The 26,041-nt window shown below is 62.6% G+C and carries 26 protein-coding genes; 13 read left to right on the top strand and 13 right to left on the bottom strand.

What is annotated here, in order from left to right; translation table 11 throughout:
- Window positions 1-64: 64 nt before the first annotated feature.
- From L1073_RS04660 to coq7, 3 genes are all read left to right on the top strand, one after another.
- Window positions 65-937, top strand: a complete 873-nt coding sequence (locus tag L1073_RS04660) for a phosphoribulokinase (protein WP_246897176.1) — start codon at window positions 65-67, stop codon at window positions 935-937.
- A gap of 59 nt (window positions 938-996) precedes the next feature.
- Window positions 997-1,338, top strand: a complete 342-nt coding sequence (locus L1073_RS04655; RefSeq protein ID WP_246897175.1) for a histidine triad nucleotide-binding protein — start codon at window positions 997-999, stop codon at window positions 1,336-1,338.
- Window positions 1,339-1,471: 133 nt separating this feature from the next.
- Window positions 1,472-2,113, top strand: a complete 642-nt coding sequence (gene coq7 / locus L1073_RS04650; RefSeq protein WP_246897174.1) for a 2-polyprenyl-3-methyl-6-methoxy-1,4-benzoquinone monooxygenase — start codon at window positions 1,472-1,474, stop codon at window positions 2,111-2,113.
- Between the two features lie 149 nt (window positions 2,114-2,262).
- Here the strand turns inward: coq7 and L1073_RS04645 are convergent, their stop codons facing one another.
- From L1073_RS04645 to L1073_RS04635, 3 genes are all read right to left on the bottom strand, one after another.
- Window positions 2,263-2,682: an OsmC family protein gene (locus L1073_RS04645; protein ID WP_246897173.1), complete on the bottom strand. Its 420-nt coding sequence runs from the start codon at window positions 2,680-2,682 to the stop codon at window positions 2,263-2,265.
- Window positions 2,683-2,827: 145 nt separating this feature from the next.
- The gene (gene murU / locus L1073_RS04640) at window positions 2,828-3,496 is read right to left on the bottom strand and encodes an N-acetylmuramate alpha-1-phosphate uridylyltransferase MurU (protein ID WP_246897172.1); all 669 of its coding nucleotides are present in this window, start codon (window positions 3,494-3,496) and stop codon (window positions 2,828-2,830) included.
- The gene (locus L1073_RS04635; protein ID WP_246897171.1) at window positions 3,493-4,524 is read right to left on the bottom strand and encodes an aminoglycoside phosphotransferase family protein; all 1,032 of its coding nucleotides are present in this window, start codon (window positions 4,522-4,524) and stop codon (window positions 3,493-3,495) included. Before L1073_RS04635 ends, murU begins: the two co-directional genes overlap by 4 nt.
- Before the next feature lie 214 nt (window positions 4,525-4,738).
- Between L1073_RS04635 and L1073_RS04630 the strand changes: the two genes are divergently transcribed.
- The 8 genes from L1073_RS04630 to L1073_RS04595 all read left to right on the top strand — a co-directional run bounded on the left by L1073_RS04630 (window position 4,739) and on the right by L1073_RS04595 (window position 12,862).
- Complete coding sequence (locus L1073_RS04630; RefSeq protein ID WP_246897170.1) at window positions 4,739-7,204, top strand: LPS-assembly protein LptD; 2,466 nt, start codon at window positions 4,739-4,741, stop codon at window positions 7,202-7,204.
- A 72-nt stretch (window positions 7,205-7,276) separates the two neighbouring features.
- On the top strand, window positions 7,277-8,278 hold the full coding sequence (locus tag L1073_RS04625; RefSeq protein ID WP_246897169.1) for a peptidylprolyl isomerase: 1,002 nt from the start codon (window positions 7,277-7,279) through the stop codon (window positions 8,276-8,278).
- Window positions 8,278-9,300: a 4-hydroxythreonine-4-phosphate dehydrogenase PdxA gene (gene pdxA, locus L1073_RS04620; RefSeq protein WP_246897168.1), complete on the top strand. Its 1,023-nt coding sequence runs from the start codon at window positions 8,278-8,280 to the stop codon at window positions 9,298-9,300. Before L1073_RS04625 ends, pdxA begins: the two co-directional genes overlap by 1 nt.
- A gap of 33 nt (window positions 9,301-9,333) precedes the next feature.
- Window positions 9,334-10,149 (top strand): 16S rRNA (adenine(1518)-N(6)/adenine(1519)-N(6))-dimethyltransferase RsmA, encoded by an 816-nt coding sequence (rsmA, locus tag L1073_RS04615; protein WP_246897167.1) that lies wholly within the window; start codon window positions 9,334-9,336, stop codon window positions 10,147-10,149.
- Complete coding sequence (gene apaG / locus L1073_RS04610) at window positions 10,146-10,529, top strand: Co2+/Mg2+ efflux protein ApaG (RefSeq protein ID WP_246897166.1); 384 nt, start codon at window positions 10,146-10,148, stop codon at window positions 10,527-10,529. Before rsmA ends, apaG begins: the two co-directional genes overlap by 4 nt.
- A gap of 14 nt (window positions 10,530-10,543) precedes the next feature.
- A complete protein-coding gene (locus L1073_RS04605) occupies window positions 10,544-11,362 on the top strand; it encodes a symmetrical bis(5'-nucleosyl)-tetraphosphatase (RefSeq protein WP_246897165.1) in 819 nt (272 codons plus the stop codon).
- Window positions 11,363-11,385: 23 nt separating this feature from the next.
- Entirely contained in the window at window positions 11,386-11,718 is a 333-nt protein-coding gene (gene glpE, locus L1073_RS04600) for a thiosulfate sulfurtransferase GlpE (protein WP_246897164.1), read from the top strand.
- A 4-nt stretch (window positions 11,719-11,722) separates the two neighbouring features.
- Entirely contained in the window at window positions 11,723-12,862 is a 1,140-nt protein-coding gene (locus L1073_RS04595; RefSeq protein WP_246897163.1) for a tRNA nucleotidyltransferase/poly(A) polymerase-related protein, read from the top strand.
- 116 nt (window positions 12,863-12,978) lie between these two features.
- Here L1073_RS04595 and L1073_RS04590 read toward each other — a convergent pair whose 3' ends face one another.
- Complete coding sequence (locus L1073_RS04590) at window positions 12,979-14,325, bottom strand: GntT/GntP/DsdX family permease (RefSeq protein WP_246897162.1); 1,347 nt, start codon at window positions 14,323-14,325, stop codon at window positions 12,979-12,981.
- A 159-nt stretch (window positions 14,326-14,484) separates the two neighbouring features.
- Here L1073_RS04590 and L1073_RS04585 point away from each other — a divergent pair, with 159 nt between their 5' ends.
- Window positions 14,485-15,024, top strand: coding sequence for a gluconokinase (locus L1073_RS04585; RefSeq protein ID WP_246897161.1), 540 nt, complete (start codon window positions 14,485-14,487; stop codon window positions 15,022-15,024).
- Window positions 15,025-15,032: 8 nt separating this feature from the next.
- On the opposite strand, the gene L1073_RS04580 is transcribed toward L1073_RS04585, so the two are convergent.
- From L1073_RS04580 to L1073_RS04570, 3 genes are all read right to left on the bottom strand, one after another.
- Window positions 15,033-16,040, bottom strand: a complete 1,008-nt coding sequence (locus tag L1073_RS04580; RefSeq protein WP_246897160.1) for a LacI family DNA-binding transcriptional regulator — start codon at window positions 16,038-16,040, stop codon at window positions 15,033-15,035.
- 108 nt (window positions 16,041-16,148) lie between these two features.
- On the bottom strand, window positions 16,149-17,075 hold the full coding sequence (locus tag L1073_RS04575) for a LysO family transporter (protein WP_246897159.1): 927 nt from the start codon (window positions 17,073-17,075) through the stop codon (window positions 16,149-16,151).
- Between the two features lie 97 nt (window positions 17,076-17,172).
- Window positions 17,173-17,847, bottom strand: coding sequence for a hypothetical protein (locus tag L1073_RS04570; protein ID WP_246897158.1), 675 nt, complete (start codon window positions 17,845-17,847; stop codon window positions 17,173-17,175).
- A 120-nt stretch (window positions 17,848-17,967) separates the two neighbouring features.
- On the opposite strand from L1073_RS04570, the gene L1073_RS04565 reads away from it, so the two are divergent.
- Entirely contained in the window at window positions 17,968-18,525 is a 558-nt protein-coding gene (locus L1073_RS04565) for a DJ-1/PfpI family protein (RefSeq protein WP_246897157.1), read from the top strand.
- Window positions 18,526-18,578: 53 nt separating this feature from the next.
- On the opposite strand, the gene L1073_RS04560 is transcribed toward L1073_RS04565, so the two are convergent.
- The 6 genes from L1073_RS04560 to edd all read right to left on the bottom strand — a co-directional run bounded on the left by L1073_RS04560 (window position 18,579) and on the right by edd (window position 25,888).
- Window positions 18,579-19,550 (bottom strand): carbohydrate kinase family protein, encoded by a 972-nt coding sequence (locus L1073_RS04560; protein WP_246897156.1) that lies wholly within the window; start codon window positions 19,548-19,550, stop codon window positions 18,579-18,581.
- The gene (gene pgi, locus L1073_RS04555; protein WP_246897155.1) at window positions 19,547-21,193 is read right to left on the bottom strand and encodes a glucose-6-phosphate isomerase; all 1,647 of its coding nucleotides are present in this window, start codon (window positions 21,191-21,193) and stop codon (window positions 19,547-19,549) included. Before pgi ends, L1073_RS04560 begins: the two co-directional genes overlap by 4 nt.
- 119 nt (window positions 21,194-21,312) lie before the next feature.
- Window positions 21,313-22,188 (bottom strand): aldo/keto reductase, encoded by an 876-nt coding sequence (locus tag L1073_RS04550; RefSeq protein ID WP_246897154.1) that lies wholly within the window; start codon window positions 22,186-22,188, stop codon window positions 21,313-21,315.
- Window positions 22,185-23,060: an aldose epimerase family protein gene (locus tag L1073_RS04545; protein ID WP_246897153.1), complete on the bottom strand. Its 876-nt coding sequence runs from the start codon at window positions 23,058-23,060 to the stop codon at window positions 22,185-22,187. Before L1073_RS04545 ends, L1073_RS04550 begins: the two co-directional genes overlap by 4 nt.
- Complete coding sequence (gene glk, locus L1073_RS04540) at window positions 23,057-24,016, bottom strand: glucokinase (protein ID WP_246897152.1); 960 nt, start codon at window positions 24,014-24,016, stop codon at window positions 23,057-23,059. The genes L1073_RS04545 and glk overlap by 4 nt, the downstream gene beginning before the upstream one ends.
- Window positions 24,017-25,888, bottom strand: coding sequence for a phosphogluconate dehydratase (gene edd / locus L1073_RS04535; protein WP_246897151.1), 1,872 nt, complete (start codon window positions 25,886-25,888; stop codon window positions 24,017-24,019).
- Window positions 25,889-26,041: the final 153 nt, after the last annotated feature.

Raw genomic sequence — 26,041 nt, 5'->3', positions numbered from 1 at the left:
AGTGCCGAGCGCGTGGCCAGCATGCGCCGAGTATTGAGAGTTTTGCGAAGCGGAGAAACGCCCCATGTCGCGTGAATATCCGATCATCGCGGTGACCGGTTCCTCGGGGGCCGGCACCACGACCGTCAAGCGCACATTCGAGCGGATGTTCGCGCGCGAGGACATTCACGCGGCGTTTGTCGATGGCGATGCCTTTCATCGCTATACACGCGATGAGCTGGCGCGCATCTTCGAGGAGGAGCCTAGCCGCAAGTCCGAGCTGTCGCATTTTGCCGTGGAAGCCAACCTGCTCGACCGTCTCGAGGGCCTGTTTCAGGAATACGGCGACTTGGGCATGGGCATGCATCGCCATTATATCCATGCCGAGGACAAGCAATATATCGAGGCCGGATATCAGGTGGGCACCTTCACCGAGTGGGAGCCGGTGCCCGGCGGCACCGACCTGCTATTCTACGAAGGCCTGCATGGCGGGCTGGTGACGCATGAATACGATATTGCCAAGCATGTCGACCTGCTGGTCGGCGTGGCGCCGACAATGAATCTCGAGTGGATCCAGAAGATCCACCGCGACACCAATCTGCGCGGCCATTCCCAGGAGTCGGTGATCGACACCATTCTGGGGCGCATGCACGATTACGTGCGTTATATTCAGCCGCAGTTCTCGCGTAGTCACATCAACTTTCAGCGTGTGCCGACGGTGGATACGTCCAACCCTTTCGAGATGCAAGACATCCCCACCGACGCCGAGTCCATGGTGGTGATTCGCTTTCGCGATCCGCACTCGGTGGATTTTCCGTATCTACTGACCATGATTCGCGACTCTTTCATGACGCGCCCGCATACCCTGGTCGTGCCGGGGGCGCGCATGTCGCTGGCCATGGATTTGATTCTGGCGCCGCTGGTGACGCAGTTATTGGATCAGCGCCGCTTTCGTTAAGTATTTTGCAAGCGGGGCCTAGGCAGCTATTTCTACATCGACGCGAAGAGGAAAGGCTCATGGATTGTCTGTTCTGCAAGATGGTCAACCGCGATATCGAGCCCGATATCGTCTATGAGGACGATCATGTGTTGGCGTTCAATGACATCAACCCCCAGGCGCCCACACATGTGCTGATCATCCCCAAAAAGCACATTGCTACGCTCAACGACATCGAAGCAGGCGATCTGGCGTTGGTCGGACGGCTACAGTATACCGCCGCACACCTGGCGCGGGATCTCGGCTTTGCCGAGGACGGTTATCGCGTGGTGATGAATTGCAATGACCATGGCGGCCAGTCGGTCTATCATGTGCATATGCATTTGATGGGCGGTCGTCGCTTCACTTGGCCAGCGGGCTGACCGTAACGCGCCGGCATCTTGCGCGTTTCTTCCCAGCGATGGACGCATCGATGCTACCGGGTCGCTCCTCGAGTGGCCCGGTTTTACGATGCTCGCGCTTTTACACTCCGCTTCGTTGCATGGAGACTCCCATATGTCCCGTCAGCTTTCCCGCACCGACAATTTGATTCAGCAGTTCGATACCATCCTGCGTACGCTGGTGCCGCATGCCGCCAGTGCTTCTCGTGCCAACCCCGCCGTGGGCAAGCAGGACGTTGAAATGACCGATGCTGAACGTCGCCATGCTGCGGGACTGATGCGCATCAATCATACCGGCGAGGTATGTGCCCAGGCGCTTTATCAGGGCCAAGGGTCAACCGCCAAGCTGCACGAGACGCGCGATCAAATGGAACAGGCGGCGGCCGAGGAAATCGACCATCTTGCCTGGTGCGATGAACGTCTGTGCGAGCTCAATGATCGGACCAGCTATCTCAATCCGGCGTTCTACGCGGCGTCTTTCGGTATGGGCGCGCTCGCCGGGGTGCTGGGCGATAACATCAGCTTGGGCTTCGTCGCCGCCACCGAGGAGCAGGTGGGGCGTCACCTCGACGATCACATGAACAAGCTGCCGCAGGGCGACAGGCGCTCGCGGGCGGTGCTTGAGCAGGTGCGCACCGACGAAGCGCATCACGAACGCTGGGCGCTGGAGGCGGGCGGATCGCGCTTCCCTGCCCCTCTCAAGCTGGGCATGCGGGTGATGTCGCAGGTAATGACCAGGTCGGTTTATAAGCTATAAAGTATAAGTTATAAGATGGCAGTCGGAAGGAACCCCAACGACAAACCCCCGTCGACATTGACCGACAGGGGGTTTTTTTCTGCTTCCAACTTACTGTTTAGTGCTGCGCCGTCATGCGGGTCATGTCGTCACGCACACGCCGCATGGGCTCACGCCTCGACGATCTCGTAAGAGTGCGTCATCTCGACGCCGCCGCGCGCGAGCATGATGGACGCGCTGCAATACTTGTCGGCGGAGAGTTCCACCGCGCGCTTGACCTGGGCCTCCTTGAGGCTGTGTCCCGTCACCGTGAAATGCACATGGATCTTGGTGAATACAGAAGGCGTGCCCTCGGCACGTTCGGCCTCGACGCTGGCCACGCAGTCGGTCACGGCGGCACGTGCCTTGTCGAGAATCTGCATGACATCGAACGAGGTGCAGCCGCCCAGGCCCATCAACATCATTTCCATGGGGCGCGGACCGGTGTTGCGACCGTCGTGCTCGGGATTGCCATCGAGCACTACGCTATGGCCACTGCCGGCCTCGGCGACGAACTGGCGACCGTCGGTCCACTTGATGCTGGTTTTCATGGTCTGGGATTCCTCATCTGTCTGCGTGTAGCGCACGCCGGTGCGTGGTCGGGAAACTACTTTGCATGGTAACGGGCGTGGCGTGTCTGTGTCGCCTCTCGCCGTACGTCGCGTCCACTCAATGTGGGGATGCTCGTGGCCGATCTCAAATGCCGCGCAGGCGGGTGTCCAGCGTCTCGAGGCGCTCGGGGGTGCCGACATCCACCCAGCCACCGCGGTGATGCGTGCCGCCGACACGTTGCGAAGCAATCGCCTCACGAAGCAGGGGCGCCAGCTTGGCGGGTACGTTGTCGGGTAGCGAGGCGACGAGCGCGGGGTCGAGTATCGCCAGTCCGGCGTAGGTTAGGCGTGTCGTGCTGTCGAGCCGCACGCGCCCTGCATCGTCGAGGGCGAAGTCGCCCTCGGCGTGGTGGTCGGGATTGGCGACCAGTACCAGATGGGCGAGGTCGTCCTTCAGTTCGGGTAGCGTCTCCAGCGCGATATCGCACCAGACGTCACCATTGATGAGCAGAAAGGGCGCCTCGCCCAGCAAGGGCAGTGCGTGGCGAATGCCACCTGCCGTCTCGAGGGGCGTCGTCTCGTGGCTGTAGGCGAGCGATACATCGAAACGTTGGCCGTCACCGAGCGCTTCGACGATCTGCTCGGCGCGATAGCTGACGTTGATGACGATATCGGTGATGCCCGCTGTCGCGAGGCGCTCCAGATGGTGCACGATCAATGGCTTGTCGGCGACCGACAGTAACGGCTTGGGGCAGTGGTCCGTGAGGGGGCGCATCCGCGTCCCCATGCCGGCGGCGAGGATCATGGCTTTCATGCAATGCGCTCCTCCAGGGAATGGTCGATGCCACGGCGGTCGAGTTCGCGGCTTAGCGCGGGGGCGAAGATGGTGTCCACCCAGGTGAGGAATTCACCGTGCGCGGGGAGCGCCGTGAGTCCTTGCCGCAAATGCGTCAGGAAGTGCGGCAGGCGCTCCAGATAGCGCGGCTTGGCATCGCGCAGCGTCAGGCGGCAGAAAATCCCCAGTACCTTGAGCGAGCGTTGCACGCCCATGGCCTCGACCTGCCGATGAAAGGTATCGGCGTCGATGGACGTCAGGCGTCCATCCTCCAGCGCCCGCTGGCGGAAATTCTCTATGAAGTCGGTCATGCGCGCCTGTGGCCACAGACGATAGCGTCCGCGCAGCAACGAGACGAGGTCGTAGCTGAGCGGTCCATTGACGGCATCCTGGAAGTCGATGAGCCACAATGCGTCCTCGTGCAGCATTAGATTCATGGCATCGAAGTCGCGGTGGACGGCAACCCGGGGCTGGGCCAGAGCGCTGTCGATGAGTGACTCGCGCAGGGCGTGCCAGCCGGGTGGCGCGGGAAGCTCGAGCAGTTGCGTGAGGCACCACTCGGGGAAAAGATCCAGCTCACGCGCCAGCAGGGCGCGGTCATACTCGGGCAGGACGTCGCGGGGTGCCTGGCGCTGCATACGTTCCAGCAAATGCAGGGCACGCTCGAACCAGGTGAGGGCATCGGCTTCGCTTCCCAAATGCTGATGCATGACGTCGTCGCCCAGATCCTCGAGCTCGACGAAGCCGGCCTCGAGATCGACGGCATACAAGGCAGGTACCGGCAGTTGGGCCTCGCGCCAGGCGCGAGCGATGTCGACGAACGCTTGGCTGTTCTCGTGTTCGGGGGGGGCGTCCATCAGTACACGTCGGGTTCCGTCGGGTAGACGGAAACGATAGTAATGGCGGAAGCTGGCATCGCCGGCGACGTCTTCCAGCGGGCAGGCGTCGAAGGGTAGGGCGTGTTGCCGGGCGACCCAGCGTTGCAAGGTTTCCGCGCGCTCGTTCATGCAGGCTCCTCGTGGGTTGCGTGTTGACGGGCCTGGTTCGCCGCCGCATGCTGGGCGTCGATTCCCTGGCGCGTTCTCCATTCGTCGCGCATTGCCGACGCTCATTGCGCCGCGTGATACGTCTGCGTGCCGCGCTTGGTGTGTCTTCGCGAGGCAGACGCACGCGACAGGGACTGTATAATACCGATTCCACTCGGCAAGGACACAGAGGACCATGGGCAAGCGATTCTTCTGGACTGCCCTCTCAGGCTTGATGACCGCCGCTGCCCACGCAGCGCCTCCCGCTCCCCTGCCCGCGCAGCAGATGGACTGGCAGCCTTGGGGCGATAGCGCGCCGCAAGGCGCGTTGTGTAGCGGACGGTACGTCGAGCCGGGATATCAGCTACCCGCCGGCGACACGCCTCGGCAGATCCGCACCGATTCCGCTGATGCGGCCTATGGCGACGATGGCGGCACCATGCTGTCCGGCGAGGTGGCGCTGCGGCGTGGCGAGACGCAACTCGAGTCGCCGCGCGTGCGTGTCAACGCCGAGCGCGATCATGCCTTCGCCGAGGGACCGACGGCGGTTCGCAACCCAGGACTGCTGGTGCGCGGGGGCGATGCCAGCATGGCGCTGGATAGCGACGCCGCCCAAGTCGACGACGCGCATTACGTCGTTCACGATCAGCGTTTGCGCGGCGACGCCGTCGAGCTTCAACGCCTGGCCGACGGCCGCTATCGCCTCGACGATGCCAGCTTCACCACCTGCGAGCCGGGTAATCGCCTGTGGCGCATGGTGGGCAGTGACGTGACCCTGGATCGTACCGAGGGCTTCGGTACCGCGACCAATGCACGCCTGGAGATGGGCGATGTGCCGGTGTTCTACTGGCCATGGGTGCGCTTTCCCATCGACGATCGTCGACAAAGCGGCTTCCTATGGCCGACGCTGGGGCTCTCGGGCGATGGATTCGACTATACCCAGCCCTACTATCTCAACCTGGCGCCCAATTACGATGCCACCTTGTCACCGCGCTGGATGAGCGAGCATGGCGCCATGCTGGGCGGTGAGTTCCGTTACTTGTTCGGTAGCGATCAGGGAACGGTCGAAGGCGCCTACCTGGCCAGCGACCGGGGCGGCGAAAGCGACAATCCCAACGATCCCGATGACGCCTTCGAAGACGAAGCGCGCTGGTACATCGATTATCAGCATGCGGGACGCTTCTCGTCGCAGTTGGATTATCAACTGGCCTATGGTGCGGCCAGCGATGGCCGCTACTTCGATGATTTCGGGCGCAATTTCGCCGAGCAGGATACCGATCACCTGGATCGTCTGGCGCGCATGACCTATCGTGGCGATACTTGGCGCCTCGACGCGCGTGCCCAAGGGTATCAAAAACTCGACTACCCACTCGACGAGGATGACAAGCCGTTCTATCGGCTGCCCAGCCTGAGCGCGGATGCCCGCTGGAGTCAGGACAACGGCTTCTACCAGGAGTGGAATTCCAATGCGACCTACTTCTGGCGCAACCTCGACGGTGTCGACAGCCAAGGGTTCTGGACGGATGAGGAAACCGGCAATCGGCGTAGAATTCCAGAGCGTGAGGCCGCCAATGGCTCGCGCGTGCATCTGACACCGGCGCTGGGGTGGCGCGCCGATCCCAGTTGGGGCTTTTTAGAGCCGCGTGCGCAGCTCTGGCAGTCGAGTTATCAACTCGATTACGGCAACCGCCAAACCGACCGCGACGAGGACCCTTCCCTGGTGGCGCCGGTGCTGTCGATGGACTCCGGGCTAATTTTCGAGCGCGACACCACAATATTCGGTACCGATTGGCGTCAGACCCTGGAGCCGCGGCTCTACTACGCCTATGTGCCGGAACGTGACCAGAGCGACTTTCCCGACTTCGATACCAGCGAGCGTGCCGTCTCCTGGGGGCAATTGTGGTCGCCTTACCGCTTCTCCGGCGCCGACCGGCTGGGCGATGTCAACAAGCTGTCCTATGGTGCGTCCACCCGCTTTCTGGAAGATGCTACCGGGCGTGAACGCTTGTCGCTGTCGGTGGGTCAGAGCAGCTATTTCTCCAATCGCAACATCGATATGAACGGCGACCCCGACACCTTGCCGGATCGTGAGCGTAACTATCAGGACTGGTACAACGCCACGCGGGACCGCTCGCCGGTGATCACCGAACTGGAATGGCAGATGACCGAGCGCTGGCGTAGTCGCTATTCCTGGTTCTACGATCCCGACCGCAGCATGACCGAGAAGGCCTCGGCGTATGTGCAGTATCAGGATCCCGCCGGCCACGTATTGAACCTTGGCTACAATTGGCAACTCGAAGGGTTCCAGCCGCAGGACGATGCCGAGGATCGTCTGGGCTACAATCGCGAAGATTATGACGTGTCGTTCGCGTACCAGGCGACGCCGAGTCTGGACCTGATCGGTCGTTTCTTGTATGACAACACCAATGACCGCGCCCTGGAGCAATTGGCGGGTGTCCAGTTCAACGACTGTTGCTCCGCCGTACAACTCGTCTGGCGCGAGTGGGTCGAAGACAATGACACTGCTAATCGTATCGATGACGACTACACGGATCGCGGACTGTTCCTGCGCTTCGTCTTCAAGGGCTTGGGGGGCGTTGGTCAGGAAGCCGACAGTTACTTCGAGGAAGCCATTCCCGGTTATCGGGCGACGAGCTTCTAAGCCACATTGGTATCTATTCACTGCCGGTTCAGGCATGCGCCGGCGACAAGACAGTAACGTAGAGAGGACTTCATGCGCTTGAGATCGTTCGCCTCCCTGGGCTTCATGCTACTGATGGTGTTGACACCACTGGTGGCGCTGGCACAGCCCCAGCCGCTGGACCGCATCGTGGCGGTCGTCAACAAAGATGCGATCATGCAGAGCCAGCTCGAGGATCGCATTGCCCAGGTGAGCAAGCAGATGGCTAGCCGCAATGTGCCCGTACCGGACGAGGAGGACCTGCGTCGCCAGGTGCTCGACCGCATGATCGTCGAGCAGATCCAACTGCAGATGGCCGATCGCGCCAATGTGAGCATCGACGATACGCAGCTCAATGCCGCCGTGCGCGAGATCGCCGAGAACAATGACATGTCGCTGGATGAGTTCGCCGACTCGCTCGAGCAAGACGGCATGTCGCTGGCGGCGGTACGCGAACAAGTACGCCGTGAGATGTTGCTGCGCCAGGTGCAACAGAGCCAGGTTGCCAGCCGCGTCAACATTACCGATCGCGAAGTGGAGCGCTATCTCGAACAGCAGGGCGGCCAGGGCGGCCAGGGCGGCCAGGGCGAACAGCAGACGGTGGTCACCGAGAACCAAGTGCGTCATATCCTGATCGGGACCAATCCGAATCGTAACGATGAGCAGGCCAAAGCGCTGGCCGAAGAAGTGCGTCAACGGATCGCGGAGGGTGAGAGCTTTGCCGAGCTGGCGCAGCAGTATAGCGACGACGATGGCAGCGCCCTCGATGGCGGCGAGCTGGGCTGGGTGCGTCCCGGACAGATGGTGCCGGCGTTCGAGGATGCCATGAACGACATGGATGTCGGCGAGTTGTCGCAGCCGGTGCGTTCGCGCTTCGGTTATCACGTGATCGAGCTCGAAGACCGTCGCCAGAAGGACGTGACTCGTGATGCTCAACGCGAACAGGTCCGTCAGACTCTGTTCCAGCGTAAGGTGAACGACGAACTCGAAGCCTGGACGCAGGAAATCCGTTCCGGCGCGTATATCGATAACCGCCTGGAAGACGGCCAACAGTGATGACGTCTTCTCCGGTGCTGGCATTGACGACCGGCGAGCCGGCGGGGATCGGCCCGGATTTGACGCTGGCGTTGGCGGCGGCCTGGCAGGATCACGAGACACGCCTCGTTGCCATTGGCGATCCCGAATTGCTGGCCGAGCGCGCCGCGCACCTGGAACTGGTGGTGCGCATCGCCCCATTGGCCGACGGGGCGCCGGTGCCTGCGCTGCGTGACGGGGTCTTGCCGGTGTGGCCGGTACGACTGCGCGCCCCGGTCGAAGCCGGTCGGCTCGACCCCGCCAATGCCGCCTATGTGCTCGAAACGCTGGATGTCGCCATCGCGGCTTGCCGTGATGGCCTCGCCGATGCCATGGTCACCGCACCCTTGCACAAGGGCGCGATCATCGAGGGCGGCTATCCCGGCTTTACCGGCCACACCGAATACCTGCGCGATGCCTGTGGTGTCGAGGAGGTAGTGATGATGCTGGCCACCGAGCGCACCGAGCCGCCCTTGCGCGTGGCGTTGGCGACGACGCATCTCCCCCTGCGTGAGGTGGCCGATGCCATCGATGCCGAGAGTTTGCGCCGCGTGACAACGATTCTGGATGCGGATCTACGCTGCCACTTCGGCATCGCGCGGCCGCGTATCCTGGTGTGCGGTCTCAACCCGCATGCCGGCGAGGACGGCCACCTGGGCGTCGAAGAGCGTGATATCATCGCGCCGGCGCTGGCCGAGCTACGTCGCGATGGGCTCGATCTCATCGGCCCCTTGCCGGCCGATACGTTGTTCACACCGCATCATCTGAAACACGCCGATGCTGTGCTCGCCATGTATCACGACCAGGGCTTGCCGGTACTGAAATACGCCGGTTTCGGCGAAGCCGCCAACGTGACGCTGGGGCTGCCGCTGATTCGCACCTCGGTCGATCACGGCACGGCGCTCGACTTGGCCGCGAGTGGCCAGGCCGACGCTGGTAGCTTGTGGGTGGCGCTCGATGTCGCCGCCAGAATGGCCCGCCGCGGCCATGTCGCACCTGAATGAATGCCCGATTGCCCCAAGGAATACGCCACCTCCATGTCCAATCGCCCTCCGGTCCACCAGGCCCGTAAACGCTTCGGCCAGAACTTCTTACGCGATCCCGGCGTCATTCAACGCATCGTGCATGTCATCGCACCACGGAGCGATCAGCGCTTGATCGAAATCGGCCCCGGGCAAGGTGCGTTGACGGAGCAGTTACTGGATGCCGCCGGCGTGCTGGAGGTCATCGAGCTGGACCGTGACCTTATTCCGGGGCTGCGGGTGCAGTTCTTCAATTATCCGGGATTCGTCATCCACGAAGGGGACGCGCTCAAGTTCGACTTCTCTGCTCTCGCGGCGGAAGGGGAGACGCCCGGCAAGCCGCTACGTGTCATCGGCAACCTGCCTTACAACATTTCCACGCCGCTGATCTTTCATCTGTTGACGGCGCGCGATGCCATCGCCGACATGCATTTCATGCTGCAAAGGGAAGTCGTCGAGCGTCTGGCGGCGACACCGGGCAGCTCGGCATGGGGCCGCCTGTCGGTCATGGCGCAGTATTATTGCCGCGTGGACAATCTGTTCGTGGTCCCGCCGGAGGCCTTTACGCCGCGCCCCAAGGTCGAGTCGGCGATCGTGCGTCTGGTGCCGCACGCCGAGCCGCCGCATGTCGCGCATGATGAGGCGTTGTTCGGTGACATTGTGCGCGAGGCCTTCGGTCAGCGTCGCAAGACGTTGCGTAACAACTTCAAGGGGCGTCTCGACGATGCGGCTTGGGATACCTTGGAGATCGACGCGGGTCGACGCCCGCAGACGTTGAACGTCGAGGAACTGGTGCGTATCGCCAACCATGTCGCGGGAGCGATGCCATGAACGAAGTGGCTGCGGATGTCCAGGTGGAGGTCGAACCCGCCTACCAGGCAGGTGAATCCGCCCCCGCCGAACAGCGTTATGTCTTCAGTTATACGATTACCGTGCACAATCGTTCGGGGCGCTCGATACAGCTGCTGGCGCGCCATTGGCAGATTACCCAGAGCAGTGGCAAGGTGCAGGAAGTGCGCGGCAAGGGGGTCGTCGGGCAGCAGCCATTGATCGGCCCCGGCCAGCGCTTTCGCTATACCAGCCGCGCGGTGCTCGATGGTCCGGTGGGCGTCATGGAAGGCAGTTACACCTGCCTGGACACGACCGAGCAGCGCGCCTTCGAGGTCCCCATCGCGGCCTTCCGTCTCGCGGGGCCCAACCAGATACACTGAGTGTCGGGAGAAATATGTCGACATATGCTATCGGCGACCTTCAGGGTTGCCATGAAGAATTCGCGGCGCTGCTCGAGCGGATCGCCTTCGATCCGCAGCGCGACCGCCTGTGGCTGGTGGGCGATCTGGTCAACCGTGGCCCAGGGTCGCTTGACTGTCTACGTGCCGTTAAGGCGCTGGGCGACAGTGCCCGGGTAGTACTGGGCAACCACGATTTTCATTTGTTGGCGGCGGCCTGGGCCGACGCACCTCTCAAGCGTTCCGATACGTTGCAACCGATTCTCGAGGCCGATGACCGCGACGAGCTGCTCGATTGGCTGCGTCGCCAGCCGCTGTTGGTGCATGATGCCGCGCTCGACGCCGTCATGGTGCATGCCGGACTGCCGCCACATTGGTCGCTGACCCAGGCGAGCGATTATGCCGCCGAGGTCGAGGCGGTGCTGCGCGGCGATGCGGTGGGCGACTTCCTGGCGGCGATGTACGGCAATTCACCGGCGCGCTGGTCGGAGGACCTGCGTGGCATCGAGCGTTTGCGGGTCATCGTCAATACCTTCACGCGCATGCGCTTCATCGCCGCCGACGGCACGCTCGACTTCGATGCCAAGGAAGGGCTGGATAGTGCGCCCGAGGGGTTCGCGCCCTGGTTCACCTACCCGCGCCATGATGACCCGCGTATCGTCTTCGGCCACTGGGCGGCGCTGGAGGGCAAGACTCCCGACGCCCGTGTGCGTGCCCTGGCGCTGGATACCGGCTGCGTGTGGGGCAGCGAGCTGACCGCGGTCGATCTGGAAAGCGGCGAACGCTACGTCGAGCCGGCCCATCCGCGGCGTTGAGTCTACCCTCAAGGAGCGATTACATGTCCGACGAGACAAACTTTACCCACCTTGCGCCGACTACGTTGGCTGAATGGCTCGATAGTGCCCATGAGCTGACGCTGGTCGATATCCGTGACCCGTTGAGTTATTCACAAGGGCATATTCCCGGCAGCCACCACCTCGACAACGCCAGCGTGGCGGAATTGTTCGAGCAGGCGCCGCGCGAACGCCCGATGGTCGTGGTCTGTTATCACGGTCATTCCAGCCAGCAGGCGGCGACCTGGCTGGCGGCCCAAGGCTTTAGCGATGTCTATAGCCTGGACGGCGGCTTCACCGATTGGGCCGCGCGTCATCCCGAACGGGTCGAGCACTGAGCCCATGAACGCGCCGCGCGATCTGCTCGAAGGTTTCGCCGTCTACCGGGTCGGCGGTGCGGTGCGCGATGCGCGCCTGGGCTGGCCGGTCACCGACGAGGACTGGGTCGTGGTCGGCGCTACGCCGGACGCACTCAGCGCGCGGGGATTCATTCCCGTGGGGCGCGACTTTCCGGTCTTTCTGCACCCGGTGACCCACGAGGAATATGCCCTGGCGCGTACCGAGCGCAAGCAGGGCCATGGGTATACCGGGTTTGTGGTTCATGCCAGCCCCGAAGTGACCCTCGAGGAAGACCTGGCACGCCGCGACCTGACTATCAACGCCATGGCGGAAGACGCTGCGGGGCATCTGGTCGATCCTTTCCAGGGTGCGCGGGATCTCGAGGCGCGCGTGCTGCGTCATGTCTCCGAGGCGTTCGTCGAAGACCCCTTGCGCGTGCTGCGCACGGCGCGCTTCTGGGCGCGCTATCGCGAGTTGGGCTTTGTCATTGCCGACGACACGAAGCGCTTGATGCGCTGGCTGTGCGACAGCGGCGAAATCGGCCACCTTGTCGCCGAGCGTGTCTGGCAGGAGACCGTCAAGGCACTGGGTGAACCGCGTCCCATCGCCTATTTCACAGCGCTGCAAGAGTGCGGGGCTCTGGCCGTGTGGATGCCGGAACTGGACGACGACGCCGACCTCGCGCGGGGCGAGGCCGCGATGGCGATCTTGCCCGCCAACGACGACCCCGCGATGTGGCGCTGGGCACGCTTGCTCGAAGCCCTGGCCGATGATGCGCGTGAGGCCTTGTGCGAGCGCCTGCGCGTGCCCAATACGTGGCGCGATCTCGCTCGCCAGGTGGCACGCACCCGGGCGCTGTGGCAGACGGATAAAGACCGTAGATTGGAGGGCGCCGACGTATTGGCCTGGTTCGATGCCATCGATGCCTGGCGGCGGTCCGAACGTGTCGAGCCCTTGCAGCGTTATCTGGCGCTGGAAGCACCGGCGTTGGCCGAATGTGTGGGTGAGGCTTGGCAGTTCGCGAGTGCGGTTCAGGCGCAGGCGTTGCTCGAGGAAGGCTATCGCGGCAAGGCGCTGGGGGAAGCACTGGCGCAGCGTCGCCTGGCGAGTATCGACGACGTGGTCAGGCTGTATAAGCTGTAAGCCTTGGCCGTGATCGAGATGCGCGAAGCGGAAAGATAGAAACAGCGAGCGGCAAACGCAGAAGGGGCTTTCTAGGCCCCTTCTGCGTTTTCATGCGTTGCGTGTAGGAAGTGGCATTACACGAACAGCCCGATGATCAGCGCCATGACCAGGCCCACCAGCCCGATCAGGGTCTCCATCACCGTCCAGCTTTTCAGCGTCTGCGCCTCGGTCAGGCCGAAGTAGCGGTTGACCAGCCAGAAGCCCGAGTCGTTGACGTGGCTGAGCACGGTGGCCCCGGAGGCGATGGCGATCACGATCAAGCCGAGTACCGGCCCTTCCAGGCCCAGTGTCGAGATCAAGGGCGCCATCAGCCCGGCGGCGGTAATCATCGCCACGGTGGCGGAGCCTTGTACCACGCGCACGGCGGTGGAGATCAGGAAGGCGAGCAGAATCGGCGGCAGCGCGCTATCGGCCATCATCTGGCCCATGACATCGCCGACCCCGGAATCGATCAGCATCTGCTTGAAGACGCCGCCGGCACCGGTGACGAGGATGATGATGCCAGCGGGTTCGAGCGCCTTGGTGGCGACTTCCATGACATTCTCGCGGCTCATGCCACGGCGCGTGCCCAGGAACACGAACGACAGCAGTGTCGCCAGCGTCAGTGCCACGAAGGGATGACCCACGAACGCGAGGGCGGCGACGACCGGGTTATCGTCGGGCAGCACTGCGCCGGAGACGGTGTTGAGCACGATCAGCACCAGCGGCAGCAGAATGATGGCGAGGATCAGCTTGAAGCTCGGCAGGCCGGTGCTGTCGATCTCGTCCTTGGGCAGTTCCATGTAATCGGGAATGCCAACGTCGATATGCTTGGCGATATAGCGTCCGAAGATGGGACCCGCGATGATCATGGCCGGCAAGCCCGCCATGGCGCCGAAGAGGATGACATAGCCCAGGTCGGCGCCGATCAGCTCGGCCACGGCAATCGGCCCCGGCGTCGGGGGAATGAACGAATGGGTAACTGCAAGCCCGGCGAGGAGCGGGATACCATAGTAGAGCAGGGAGCGCCCGGTGCGGCGTGTCAGGGCATAGACCAGCGGCACCAGAATGATGAAGGCGACATCCAGAAAGACCGGAATCGCCACCAGGAAGCCGGTGACCCCCATGGCCCATTGTGAGCGGTTTTCCCCGAAGCGATTGAGCAATGTGCTGGCCAGGCGGTCGACCCCGCCGGAGACTTCCAGCATCTTGCCGAACATCGCACCAAGACCCACGACGGTGGCGACGAAACCGAGCGTTCCCCCCATGCCGTCCTGTACGGATTGAAGAATGGCATCGAGATCCATGCCCGTGGTGAGACCCACGATCAGGCTGACGGTCAATAGCGCGACGAAGGCATGCAGGCGCAGACGCATGACCAGATACAACAGCAATATGATGCCGCCCAGCGCGGAAAGGAGCAGGGTAGTGGCGTTATCCATGTGAACGAAACCTCTATTGGAGGCGCGACCGGCAACGAGGGGATGCGGCGATGGTCGCGTTGTGCCTTGGCGTCGGATTTAGGAAAATGAATGTTACCGGTAACATTACATCCGCAACAATGCTCCGAAAGGCGAATAGAGAAACGAGGAAAAATGAGTATGAACGAGGTGACGAGCAATACGCGGCGAATCATCGTCATGGGTGTATCGGGCTGCGGCAAGACGTCGGTCGGCGAGCGTCTGGCCGAGGCGCTCGACGGGCGCTTCATCGACGGTGACGACTATCATTCGGCGACTAGTGTGGAAAAGATGTCACGCGGAGAACCGCTCAATGACGATGATCGTGCCGGGTGGTTGACGCGTTTGTCCGAGCTGGTACGGGAAGGGCGCGATCACCGGGAGACCGTGGTAATCGGCTGTTCGGCGCTCAAGCGAGAATATCGCGACGTATTGCGTGGTGGCGATGAGGCGCTGTGTTTCGTGCATCTGGCCGGTACGCGCGAGGTGCTGCTGGAGCGTCTGAAGGCGCGGCAGGATCATTTCTTCAAGGGCGAGTCCATGCTCGATAGTCAGTTGGCCACCCTCGAAGTGCCGGGAGAAGACGAAGCTGTTACCGTTAACATCGACGCCTCGCTGGACGATGTCGTTGCCCTCAGCGTGCAGGGTGTGTCGCGTCACGGCGCCCAACAGCCCGCTTGAGCGTGGCCTCAGGTGCTTTGACGCAGGGCGATCTCGAAGCCCATGTCATGGCAGGAAGGATCGCACGGCGCCCCCTGCAAGCGCTCGACGAGAAGACGCGCGGCCTGTTCACCAATGGCACGACGTGGCGTGATCACGGTGGTCAGCGTCGGCCAGGTCGCGTCGGTGATGTCGAGGCCGTTGAAGCCCGCCAGGGCCAACTGCCCGGGGACATCGAGACGCCGCCGTTGGCATTCGAACAAGGCGCCCGCCGCTAGGTCATCGTTACAGCAGAACACGGCATCCATGTCCGGCCAGTGTTCGAGCATGGCTGAAAGCAGTTCCCCGCCGAGTCGATAGGACGAGGGACGCGGCGTCGTCTGGCAGCGCTGCGTCGAGAGCCCAGCTGCTTTCAATGCATCTTCCCAGCCGGCCAGGCGTTGCTGCACTCGGTAATCGAGCCGTGCACCGCAGAACCCGATGCGCCGATAGCCGGCAGCGATCAAGGCTTCTCCGATGGCATGCCCAGCCGCACGTTGATCTAGGCCGACATTGATGTCGAGTGGGTTATCGGTCAGCTCCATGGTTTCCACCACCGGCAGGCGCGCACGATTCAGCAGACGATGAGCGTAGTCGGTGTGCCGGGTACTGGAGAGCACGAAGCCGTCGACACCGTAGGCGAGGAAGGTGTCGATGAGCCGCTCCTCCTCGAGGATCGAGTACCCGGTGTGGCCCATGAGTACCTGATAGCCCGCCTCGCGCAGCCCTTCATCGACGCCTCGTTGGACCTCGGAGAAAACCGAGTTGGAAATCGACGGCACCAGCAGGGCTACGCTCAGGCTGCGCCCGCTGGAAAGTGCCCCGGCTTGGCGGTTGGGTATGTAATCTAGCGCCTCGATGGCTTCTTCGATGCGCAGTCTCACCGTTTCGGAGACGCGCTGTGGCTCACGCAGGCAACGCGAGACTGTGACTTTGCTGACGCCGACGCGTTCGGCGATATCCTGAAGCGTGACGCGACCCGACGAACGACGCGGCATGTGTGTCCCCATCTCCTTGTTATGTTATGCCGCAATGTTAGCGGTAACGTTTTCGGAGGTTAGCATCATCGTCTGGAGATGACTGTTGGGCCATGGTCGCAAGCGAGATTAGAAAGATAGCAAGAGCAAGATCAGCGGTGGCGAGAGTAGCGATAGCAGGAAACCGTTGACGATGGCGATGGGCACGCAGGCCACGCCACCGTGCTGTTGGATGACGGGCAGGGTGAAGTCCATGGACGTGGCGCCGCCATAGCCGATGGCCAGTGGGGCGGCGCGATGAATGACCAGAGGGATGAGCAGGAAGGCGAAGAGTTCGCGTGCCAGATCGTTGAAGAAGGCCACACCGCCGAGCACGGGCCCGAGTTGGTCGCCGATGAGAATCCCGGAGAGTGAATACCAGCCGAAACCGGCGGCCATGGCGAGGCCTTCGTTCCAGCGCAGGTCGAGCAGTGGGGCGGCCAGCAGGCCACCCAGCAGCGAGCTGAGCGCCACGCTGATGGCGATGACCAGGCCATGGCGATTGAGCAGGATCTGCTTGAGTGGCATCCCCGAGTTGCGCAATTGACAGCCGATCAGTGCCAGTAGCAGATAGAGCGTCCATTCGGCGAGCGGCTCCGCCCAGGCGTGTACGATCCCGGCGTCCCAATGGTCGGCCGCAACGCCGCACAGCGTTCCCAGGACCACCACGCCGGCCAGCGATAGCGAGCCGAGCAATGCCGCGCCGGTGCTGGTCGGTGCATCGGGGAGGCGGGGAGACTGTCCGGCGCGCAGGTGGCTGCGACGTGACAGCCAGGCCAGCGCCAGCAGGTTGAGCGGAGTGATGATCGCGAACAAGGTCGCGGCCTGGCCGCTCATCTGCGAGAGCTGGCCGAGCAGATCCTCGAGCCCCGCCAGACTGATGCCCATCAGGAACAGGATGACGTAGACCGAGCCATTGACGCCGCGGTCGATCGTGGCCAGCACGCCAGCATGACGTACTGGCACTAGATAGCCCACGATCAAAGGCAGCAGTATCAACAAAAGTCCGGCCAGCATGCCCGCTCCTGGGAGTGTAAGTCGCCTTGTAAGCGGTCACTCTATGTGAGTCGAGTGGAGCACGCAAAAGCTTTTGCTTATGGGTGGTTAGCAGCTTTCATCGGCTTATTTCGGTCAACGCCATGCGACTCGTCAACTCGCCGTCGCGATAGTATTCCACGCTGATCAGCAAACCGGGCGTGGTCGACGAAAAAGCCAGGCGCAGGCGGCGGTCGGGCTTTTCCGGATTCCACCCATCGACCCAGCGCGCGTCGAACTCGCCGGCCGGGACCTCAAGCGTTTGCGGTGCCGCGACGCGATATGCGAAATGCTCGGTACGTCCCTTGTGGTCGGCATACGCCAGCTTGCATGGTGTGGATTCGCTACCTTGGCAGGGGGCGTCGCCCAACTCGCGGGATAATTGGAACAAGGCGCTCTGGCGATCGGGCAACTTGGCGAGATCGCTTGCCGACAGGTGGTAACGCTCCCCGATGCCGAACAGCGAATAGCCACTGGCATAATGCCAGGCCTGCAGGTCGTCGCCATCGAGGCGGAACTTGCCACGCTCGTAACCCTCGGCGGTGAGGATGCTGGCGCGCATCTCGCTTTGCCAGTCGTTCCCCGAAAGATGGCTGAGACGATGATGGACGTCGGCATCCGGCCAGCCGTCGAGGCGCAGGTGGTAGGTAGCATCGAAGGGCTGGGGAGCGGCGGCATGCGCGCCGGCGATAATCCCGAGACTGGCCCAGCAGGCGACGAGAGCCAGGGCGGCGAAGCGGTGCAATCCATGCATCTTGGGTCTCCATCGAGTGTGGGCGCGTGGCGCCATTTCCATGTGCGAGGCAGCCTAGTAGGCACTACGCTGAAAGAGTAAAAGCAATCCGTTTCCCACCTTCGCGCAGGAGCTCAACGCATGGCCAGAATACTCGTGATTGCCGGTGATTTCGTCGAGGACTACGAGATTATGGTGCCCTTCCAGGCACTGCAGGCGATGGGACATGACGTCGATGCGGTCTGCCCGGACAAGAAAAAGGGCGATAGCGTCAAGACGGCCATTCACGATTTCGAGGGTGATCAGACCTATTCCGAAAAGCCCGGCCACCACTTCATCGTCAATGCCAGCTTCGCCGAGGTCGAAGCATCGAGCTACGAGGCGCTGGTGGTGCCGGGCGGACGCGCTCCGGAGTATCTGCGCCTCGATGAGCGCGTTCTGGCCATCGTGCGGCACTTTCTGGAGGCCGACAAGCCCGTCGCCTCGATCTGCCATGGGGCCCAGTTACTTGCCGCTGCGGCATCGCTTGCCGGACGGCGTGTCTCGGCGTATCCCGCCTGCGCGCCGGAAGTACGCTTGGCCGGTGGCGAATTCGTCGATCTCGCGGCGGATCAAGCGGTGACCTGCGGGCGTTTGGTCAGCGCCCCGGCCTGGCCAGCGCACCCCGAATGGCTCAAGCAATTCAACGCCTTGCTGTGAGCTTCGGTGAGACGACAAGCATGTCGAGCGCCCTTGGGGGCGCTCGCTGTATTTCAGCGCATGGCGTCGAGGTCGTCGCGGGTGGGCAGTGCCGTATAGGCGCCGGGGCGCGTCACGGCGAAGGCCCCGCAGCGACAGGCACGCTGGGTGGCGTCTCGCAAGCGGGCCTCGTCCTGACACCAGTCGCCAAGTGTGGCAGCGGTGACATCGGCCTCGGCCAGTTGCGCCAGCAGGCCGCCCACGAAGGCATCGCCTCCGGCGGTGGTGTCCACGGCCGTCACGTCGGGCGGCGTGACGTGAATGGCGTTGCCAAGCCGATGCACGATGACCGGGGCTGGCCCATCGGTGATCACGATCAGGCGCACACCAGCGGCGAGACGCCATTGCAGCCAGGTATCGGCGTCGTGATCGCCGCGTAGCAGGTCGAGTTCCTCGCGGGACAGCTTGAGCAGATGCGCGTGGTCGAGCAGGGCGGTGACGCGGCCGATATCGACACGATTATCGGGCCACAGGTTGTGGCGCAGGTTGGCATCGACGCTGATCAAGGCTTCGCCGCGCCGAGCAATGTCGGCGATGCTCAGCGTGGTCTCGGCGATGGCGTCATCGGTGAGGCTGTTGCTGCACAGGTGAAGAATCGCCGGCTCGGCGAAGATGCCGGTGGGCAAATGCTCGAGACGGTAAAGCAGATCCGCCGCGGGCGGGCGATAGAAGTCGAAGCGCCGTTCGCCCTGGGCATCGCGTGAGACGAATGCCAGGGCGGTACGTGCCTCGCGCGTGCGGCGGATGTCCTCGACCGACACACCATGCCGCGCGAGTTCCTCGACGAGAAAATCGCCGAAGCGATCCTCGCCGAGCATACCCAGGAAACGACTCGACATTCCCAGACGGGCGCAGGCCACGGCGACATTGGCCGGGGCGCCGCCGGCGTAGGGCGTGAAGGTTTCCGGGGTGTCTTCGGTGGCACCATCCAAACGATTCGAGAGCATGTCGACGAGGGCTTCGCCGAAGGCGATCAGCGGTGTCATGACGCATTCCCCTGGGGTTTCTTGCCACGCGCTTTTGTCTTGTTCTGGGTGGTCGCGGTCGGGAAGTGCTCACGCACCAGCGACAGCAAGCCTTGGGTCGAGGCGTCGAAATCTGCGGCATTGGTGTCGATACGTTCGCTGATCTCACCGGCGATACGCTTGCCGAGCTGCACACCCCATTGGTCGAAGGAGTTGATGTTCCAGATTACGCCCTGAACGAAGACCTTGTGTTCGTATAGCGCGATGAGTGCGCCCAGGTTCTTGGGTGTCAACTCATCGAGCAACAGGGTGCTCGAGGGGCGGTTGCCGGGGCAGCTGTAGGGATCGAGCTGGCTGCCGTCCTGGCTGCCTTCCATGAAGGCGTTGGCCTGCGCCAGCATGTTGGTGAGCAAGGCGAAGTGATGATCCTCGAATTCCGGCTCGGGCTTGAGCGAGGCGATGAAGTCGATGGGGACGTAGCGCGTGCCCTGGTGCAGCAATTGAAAGAACGCGTGTTGTCCATTGGAGCCTGTTTGCCCCCAGACGATGGGGCCGGTCTTGTAATTCACCGGCTGGTCGAAAATATCCACCGACTTGCCGTTGGATTCCATGTCGAGCTGCTGGAGAAACGATGGTAGCTGATGCAGTGCCTGGTCGTAGGGCACGATGGCTTGCGTTTCGGCGCCGATGAAATTGATGTACCAGATACCGATCAACGCCATGAGCACCGGCATGTTCTCGGCGAACGGTGCCTCGATGAAGTGCTGGTCCATCTCATGGGCACCTTCGAGGAGCTCCATGAACCCTTCGAAGCCGATGGACAGCGCGATGGGCAGTCCGATCGACGACCACATCGAGTACCGTCCGCCGACCCAGGCCCAGAATTCGAAGACGTTCTCCTCGCGAATGCCGAACTCCATTGCCGCTTTGCGGTTGGTCGAGGCGGCAATGAAATGCGCGCCGACGTCGGCGTCCTCACCGGCATTGTCGAGGAACCAGCGGCGTGCGGTCTTGGCGTTGAGCAGCGTCTCCTGGGTAGAGAAGGTCTTGGTCGAGACGATGAACAGCGTGGTTGCCGGGTCGAGCGCTCTCAGCACTTTCTGAATGTGCGCGCCGTCGACATTGGAAACGAAGTGGAAGTTGAGCTCGTTGTGGCGGTACTTGAGCAACGCGCGGCAGGCCATGTTGGGCCCCAGGTCGGAGCCGCCGATGCCGATGTTGACCACGTCCTTGATACGCTTGCCGCTGTAGCCCTTCCATTCACCGCTGCGTACTTCTTCGGAGAAGCGCTTGATCTGTTCGCGTGTGCTCTGGATCTCGGGCATGACGTCCTTGCCATCGGCATAGACCGGCTCGTTGCCCAAATGGCGCAAGGCGGTATGCAGGACCGGACGGTCTTCGGTGACATTGATGATGTCACCGGAAAACATCTGCGCACGGCGCTGCACCAGCGCTGAATGATCGGCGAGCTCGAGAAGCTTGGCGAGCACGGCATCGGAGATATGATGCTTGGAGTAATCCAGGAACAGGCCACCGACTCGCAGGCTCATCTTGTCGAAGCGCTTGGGGTCGGCGACGAAGTAGTCGCTGATGCGGTCGTTGGCGGTCTCGCGGTTGAGACGTTCGAGAGCGCGCCAGGTGACGCTGCGCGTGAGTTGAAACATGGCGTCATCCTTCTTCATGAATCGAGCAACATGACCATACGGGTCTGATAGGTGAATCGTGTCAGCTTGCCCTGGGTTCCACAATGGACCTTCGACGAAAGCCGCATACGCTTCACCGTCTAGGTCACACGGTGGCTGCGTGCCTCTTCGAGGAGCGCGAACCAGGTGGTGCGGTCGAGCATCAGGTTACTGTCACGGTGCAATGCTTGGATGCGGCTGTCCTTGAGAGTGCCGATGACGGGGGCGGGATGCCCCGGCAGGCGTCGTAACCAAGCCAACGCCAATCCGGCGGTACTCGAATCGAAGGCGTTGGCGAAGCTTTCCAGCGCACTCCCCAGGACATCCTCGAAGACCAGACCGCCCCCCAGCGGCGACCAGGCCATAGGGGCCAGACCGTCGGCGATCACGGCATCGTAGAAGCCATCGAAAAGCACTTCCGGACGTGCCAGCGACAATTCGAACTGATGCGCGCCGAGTGGATGGCGCATGGCGGCCTGCAGGCGCCGCCACTGCTCGGGAAGGAAGTTGGAAACTCCCACTGCGCCGATCTTGCCAGCATCGATGGCGGCATCCAGCGCCGCTGCAGTGGCATGGGCATCGAGGAGAGGGTCGGGACGGTGCAGCAGGAAATGCTCGAGGCGCTCGACACCGAGCTGCTCCAGTGAAGCATCGATCCGCGCGTTCAAGTACTCGGGGGAGGTATCGTAATGCTTGACCCCGAAACGCGACGTGTCGCGAGCGGGCAGCACGATATCGGCCTTGGTGATTACCTTGACACGGGTCTTGAGCGCGGGGCGTCGGGCCAAAGCTTCGCCGAACAAGCGTTCACACTCGCGATTGCCGTAGATGTCGGCATGATCGAACCAATCGAGCCCTTCATCGAGGCGCGCCTCGATCCAGTCGGCCAAGCGTGTGGCGTCGGCCAGCTCGGGGCGCTCGTGGAGGCGCATCATACCCAGTACGAAGGGGACGTCGAACGTTAGCTCATCGCTCATTGCGGCATGTCCTCACGGGTCAGAGTGGTGGCCAGGAGGTGCTGGGCGCCAGGGACCAGCCATACGGGGTCGACACGGGTGCAGGCGGCCTCGACGCACAGGAAGCGATGCCCGATGTCGGCGGGTGTGTCGCCGGGCAATTCAGCGTCAGGATGCCAGACCACTGTGGAATCGCTGCCTTGTTTGGCGATCTTGAGGCGGCGTGTGCCGTCATCGAGCATCAGAGGACGGTTGGATTCGTAGATGCGATCCAGCGGGCCGCGTACGCCGAGTTCACCCTGCTGGTGCGCCTCGGAGAAGTCCTGGCGCTTGTCCAGATAGCGTGCGCCGGCCAGGCCTTCGACACGGCATTGGTGGGTATGCGCAACACTCAGGTAGCTATGCAATGCCGCAGTCAACTTTACTGGTGTTTCGCCGAGATGTTCGGTAATCAGCTCGACATGCAGGCGTCGGGCGCTGGCGTGAATCATCACGCGGGGAGCGAGTTGTTCGTCGAGGCGCGTGGTCGGCGACAAATGCACTTCGACGCCTTCTTCCTCTTCGTCCACCCCATCCACTCGCCACTCGGCCTGACGGGCAGTGCCATGCATGGGGCCGCGGCCGTCCGGCGACTCGTCGGCGAACCACGGCCAACATACCGGGATGCCGCCGCGTATGGTGCCCGGCAAGGTTTGCGGTGTGGGCGTTACCCACAACCAGCCATCCTCCGTGCCGGACACGAAAGGTGAATAATGTAATACTTGAGCGCCTTGTAGAGAGACCGCCAATTCGCCCCAGTCGGCGTTGAACAACAGTACGCGGCGCCCTTGCCATTCGGCTTCGCGCTGCCCCTGAGTCGCGTCAAGCAACTGACGCAGGGAGTCGGGAATCATGCTACCTCCTCGTTATGTAACGCTTCGCAGGCACCCAGCAGCCCATTCCAGGGTGCCGTGACCACCCACACGGGAATGTGAGCAGTGTACGCGTGCATGCGCCCTTTGTCGGCGAAGGCGTCACGGAATTGGCTGTGGGGCAACCAATCGAGCAGGCGCGGCAGGATACCGCCACACAGATAGACGCCGCCGCGCGCACCGAGCATCAAGGCCGCATCGCCGCTGACATCGCCGAGAATCTTGAGGAAGCGTTCGAGGGACTGACGCGCCAGTGGATCGCCGGCGCGTGCCGCGCCGGTGACCTCGGCGGGGGTGTTGTAGTGGGCAATCTGCTTGGCCAGATGCGCATTGGCACGATAAAGATCGAGCAAGCCCTGCCCGCAGAGAATACGCTCCACCGAGACGCGCCCATAATGCTGGTGAAAGTACGCCAGCAGATCGCGTTCATGCGCGTCGGTGGGCGCGAAGGATACGTGTCCGCCCTCGGTGGGCAGCGGAATCCAGTCGTGCTGACCGGGAAAGAGACCCGCCATGCCCAGGCCGGTGCCGGGGCCGAAGATCAATCTGGCGCTGCCCGGCGCGGCCTCGCCTTCCCCCAGCGATACCAGGTCCTTGGCATCCACATGGGGAACACCAAGCGCTTGTGCAGTGAAGTCGTTGATGACCTTGAACAGCTCGAAACCGAACTCCTCGGTGACCTGGCGCTTGGAAAAGCACCAGGCGTTATTGGTCATGCGGACTTCATCGTTGTGCACGGGGCAGGCGAAGGCGAGACAGGCCTCGCGGGGAACTTCCGCGCCTACCTCGTCTAGGTAGGCGCGAATCGCCTCGGAGAGGGTCGGATAATGCGCACAAGGAAGCGTTCGAATGGCCTGCAGATCGAACTCTCCCGGCGTCACCAAGGCAAAGCGGGCATTGGTGCCGCCGATGTCGCCAATCAAGGCAGGTCGACTCATTCAGGCATCCTCGTTATGGATTTGCGCTCCCTGACGCTCAAGGTCATCGGCCTCGAATCCGCCCAGTACGCTGCAACCTTCCTCGCCGCGCATGGCGAGCTGGCGGAAGCCGGCGAAGAGCTCGCGTCCCAGCCCCACGTGGTAGTGGTCGAGGTCACCGACACGCTGCTTGCGTTCTCCCCAAGTCTGTGCGTCGAGCTTCACTTCCAGGCTGCCATTGTCGGCGTCGAGACGCACGACATCGCCGTCACGCAACTTGCCCAAGGGGCCGCCGTCGAGAGCTTCGGGCGTCATATGAATAGCGGCGGGCACCTTGCCGGAGGCGCCGGACATGCGGCCGTCGGTGACCAGCGCGACCTTGTAGCCGCGATCTTGCAGGACCCCGAGATAAGGCGTGAGCTTGTGCAGCTCGGGCATGCCATTGGCCTGAGGGCCCTGGAAGCGAACGACGGCGATGACGTCGCGGTCCAGCTCGCCCGCTTCGAACGCGCCCTTGAGGTCATCTTGATCCTCGAAGATCCGGACCGGCGCCTCGACCAGGCGATGTTCCGGCTTCACGGCGGAGATCTTGATCACGCCACGCCCCAGGTTGCCGTCGAGCACTGTCAGTCCGCCGGTCGGGGAGAAGGGGTTCGATACTGGGCGCAGGACATCCTCGTCGAGGCTTTGCTCGGGGCCTTCGCGCCAGATCAGTTCGCCGTCCTCGAGGAAGGGCTCTTTGGTGTACGCCGTCATGTCAGTGCCGAACGCGGTCGGGATGTCGCTGTGGATGAGCCCTGCCTTGATCAGTTCACGGAACAGGAAGCTCATGCCGCCCGCGGCCTGGAAGTGGTTGATGTCCGCCTGGCCGTTGGGATAGACGTGCATCAGGCTCGGCGTCACCGCAGAAAGATCAGTGAAGTCGTCCCAAGTCAGGGTCAGCCCCGCAGCAGCGGCCATGGCCACCAGGTGCAGGGTATGGTTGGTGGAGCCGCCCGAGGCGAGCAGGCCGACGATGGCGTTGACGATGGCACGCGCGTCGATTTGCTTGTAGAAAGGCCGGTAATCGCCACCCGGTTCGGTATTGCGAATCGTCTGCTGGGTGGCGAACTGAGTCAGCGCTTCGCGCATTTCGGTGCCGGGGTTGACGAACGACGTGCCTGGTAGGTGCAGGCCCATCATCTCCATCATCAACTGGTTGGAGTTGGCGGTGCCGTAAAAGGTGCAGGTGCCAGGGCTATGATAGGACTGCGATTCGGCTTCCAGCAGATCTTCACGCGTGGCCTTGCCCTCGGCAAATAGTTGGCGGACTCGGGCCTTTTCCTTGTTGGGCAGACCGCTGGGCATCGGACCGGCGGGCACGAAGGTGGCCGGTAGATGGCCGAAACGCGCCGCCGCAATGAATAGCCCTGGGACGATCTTGTCACACACCCCGAGGTAGAGGGCGCCATCGAACATGTTGTGCGACAGCCCCACTGCCGTGGCCATGGCGATGACATCGCGCGAGAACAGCGACAGCTCCATGCCCGGCTGGCCCTGGGTGACGCCGTCGCACATGGCGGGGACGCCACCGGCGAACTGGGCAGTCGAGCCCATTTGGCGAGCGGCGTCCTTGATGGTGGCGGGGAAGGTCTCCAGGGGCTGGTGGGCCGACAACATGTCGTTGTAGGCCGAGATGATGCCCAGGTTGGCGGAGTTCATCAGCTTGAGCTGATTTTTGTCCTGGCTGCCGCAGGAGGCGACGCCATGGGCAAGGTTGCCGCAGCTGAGCTCGCTGCGATGGACGCCGCGCTTATACTGATCGTGCATGCGCTGTTCGTAGAGCGCACGGCGTTCCTTGGAGCGTTCTTCGATGCGGCGAGTCACGTCGGCAACGGTCTGATTCAGTGTCATGTCAGGACCTCATCAAGTGCGGTGGGTGATCATGTAAGTAAATTTAGCAAAAAATACCTTGATGGTCGTGGGTATTTTGGCCAAATTACGGGAATAGTTGTAGTATTCTTCCAAAAGGTACTTGTCGTATCCTTGGGTGCACGCCAATCAAAA

It is taken from the genome of Chromohalobacter nigrandesensis (genome assembly GCF_023061285.1).
GTDB classification, from domain to species: domain Bacteria; phylum Pseudomonadota; class Gammaproteobacteria; order Pseudomonadales; family Halomonadaceae; genus Chromohalobacter; species Chromohalobacter nigrandesensis.
This window is presented reverse-complemented; position numbering and strand designations above follow the sequence as displayed.

What these genes read in the sequence shown, in the direction of transcription:
- L1073_RS04660 (WP_246897176.1), top strand. Translation starts at nt 65, where the DNA reads ATGTCGCGTGAATATCCGATCATCGCGGTGACCGGTTCCTCGGGGGCC.
- L1073_RS04655 (WP_246897175.1), top strand. Translation starts at nt 997, where the DNA reads ATGGATTGTCTGTTCTGCAAGATGGTCAACCGCGATATCGAGCCCGAT.
- coq7 (WP_246897174.1), top strand. Translation starts at nt 1,472, where the DNA reads ATGTCCCGTCAGCTTTCCCGCACCGACAATTTGATTCAGCAGTTCGAT.
- L1073_RS04645 (WP_246897173.1), bottom strand. Translation starts at nt 2,682, where the DNA reads ATGAAAACCAGCATCAAGTGGACCGACGGTCGCCAGTTCGTCGCCGAG.
- murU (WP_246897172.1), bottom strand. Translation starts at nt 3,496, where the DNA reads ATGAAAGCCATGATCCTCGCCGCCGGCATGGGGACGCGGATGCGCCCC.
- L1073_RS04635 (WP_246897171.1), bottom strand. Translation starts at nt 4,524, where the DNA reads ATGAACGAGCGCGCGGAAACCTTGCAACGCTGGGTCGCCCGGCAACAC.
- L1073_RS04630 (WP_246897170.1), top strand. Translation starts at nt 4,739, where the DNA reads ATGGGCAAGCGATTCTTCTGGACTGCCCTCTCAGGCTTGATGACCGCC.
- L1073_RS04625 (WP_246897169.1), top strand. Translation starts at nt 7,277, where the DNA reads ATGCGCTTGAGATCGTTCGCCTCCCTGGGCTTCATGCTACTGATGGTG.
- pdxA (WP_246897168.1), top strand. Translation starts at nt 8,278, where the DNA reads ATGACGTCTTCTCCGGTGCTGGCATTGACGACCGGCGAGCCGGCGGGG.
- rsmA (WP_246897167.1), top strand. Translation starts at nt 9,334, where the DNA reads ATGTCCAATCGCCCTCCGGTCCACCAGGCCCGTAAACGCTTCGGCCAG.
- apaG (WP_246897166.1), top strand. Translation starts at nt 10,146, where the DNA reads ATGAACGAAGTGGCTGCGGATGTCCAGGTGGAGGTCGAACCCGCCTAC.
- L1073_RS04605 (WP_246897165.1), top strand. Translation starts at nt 10,544, where the DNA reads ATGTCGACATATGCTATCGGCGACCTTCAGGGTTGCCATGAAGAATTC.
- glpE (WP_246897164.1), top strand. Translation starts at nt 11,386, where the DNA reads ATGTCCGACGAGACAAACTTTACCCACCTTGCGCCGACTACGTTGGCT.
- L1073_RS04595 (WP_246897163.1), top strand. Translation starts at nt 11,723, where the DNA reads ATGAACGCGCCGCGCGATCTGCTCGAAGGTTTCGCCGTCTACCGGGTC.
- L1073_RS04590 (WP_246897162.1), bottom strand. Translation starts at nt 14,325, where the DNA reads ATGGATAACGCCACTACCCTGCTCCTTTCCGCGCTGGGCGGCATCATA.
- L1073_RS04585 (WP_246897161.1), top strand. Translation starts at nt 14,485, where the DNA reads ATGAACGAGGTGACGAGCAATACGCGGCGAATCATCGTCATGGGTGTA.
- L1073_RS04580 (WP_246897160.1), bottom strand. Translation starts at nt 16,040, where the DNA reads ATGCCGCGTCGTTCGTCGGGTCGCGTCACGCTTCAGGATATCGCCGAA.
- L1073_RS04575 (WP_246897159.1), bottom strand. Translation starts at nt 17,075, where the DNA reads ATGCTGGCCGGACTTTTGTTGATACTGCTGCCTTTGATCGTGGGCTAT.
- L1073_RS04570 (WP_246897158.1), bottom strand. Translation starts at nt 17,847, where the DNA reads ATGCATGGATTGCACCGCTTCGCCGCCCTGGCTCTCGTCGCCTGCTGG.
- L1073_RS04565 (WP_246897157.1), top strand. Translation starts at nt 17,968, where the DNA reads ATGGCCAGAATACTCGTGATTGCCGGTGATTTCGTCGAGGACTACGAG.
- L1073_RS04560 (WP_246897156.1), bottom strand. Translation starts at nt 19,550, where the DNA reads ATGACACCGCTGATCGCCTTCGGCGAAGCCCTCGTCGACATGCTCTCG.
- pgi (WP_246897155.1), bottom strand. Translation starts at nt 21,193, where the DNA reads ATGTTTCAACTCACGCGCAGCGTCACCTGGCGCGCTCTCGAACGTCTC.
- L1073_RS04550 (WP_246897154.1), bottom strand. Translation starts at nt 22,188, where the DNA reads ATGAGCGATGAGCTAACGTTCGACGTCCCCTTCGTACTGGGTATGATG.
- L1073_RS04545 (WP_246897153.1), bottom strand. Translation starts at nt 23,060, where the DNA reads ATGATTCCCGACTCCCTGCGTCAGTTGCTTGACGCGACTCAGGGGCAG.
- glk (WP_246897152.1), bottom strand. Translation starts at nt 24,016, where the DNA reads ATGAGTCGACCTGCCTTGATTGGCGACATCGGCGGCACCAATGCCCGC.
- edd (WP_246897151.1), bottom strand. Translation starts at nt 25,888, where the DNA reads ATGACACTGAATCAGACCGTTGCCGACGTGACTCGCCGCATCGAAGAA.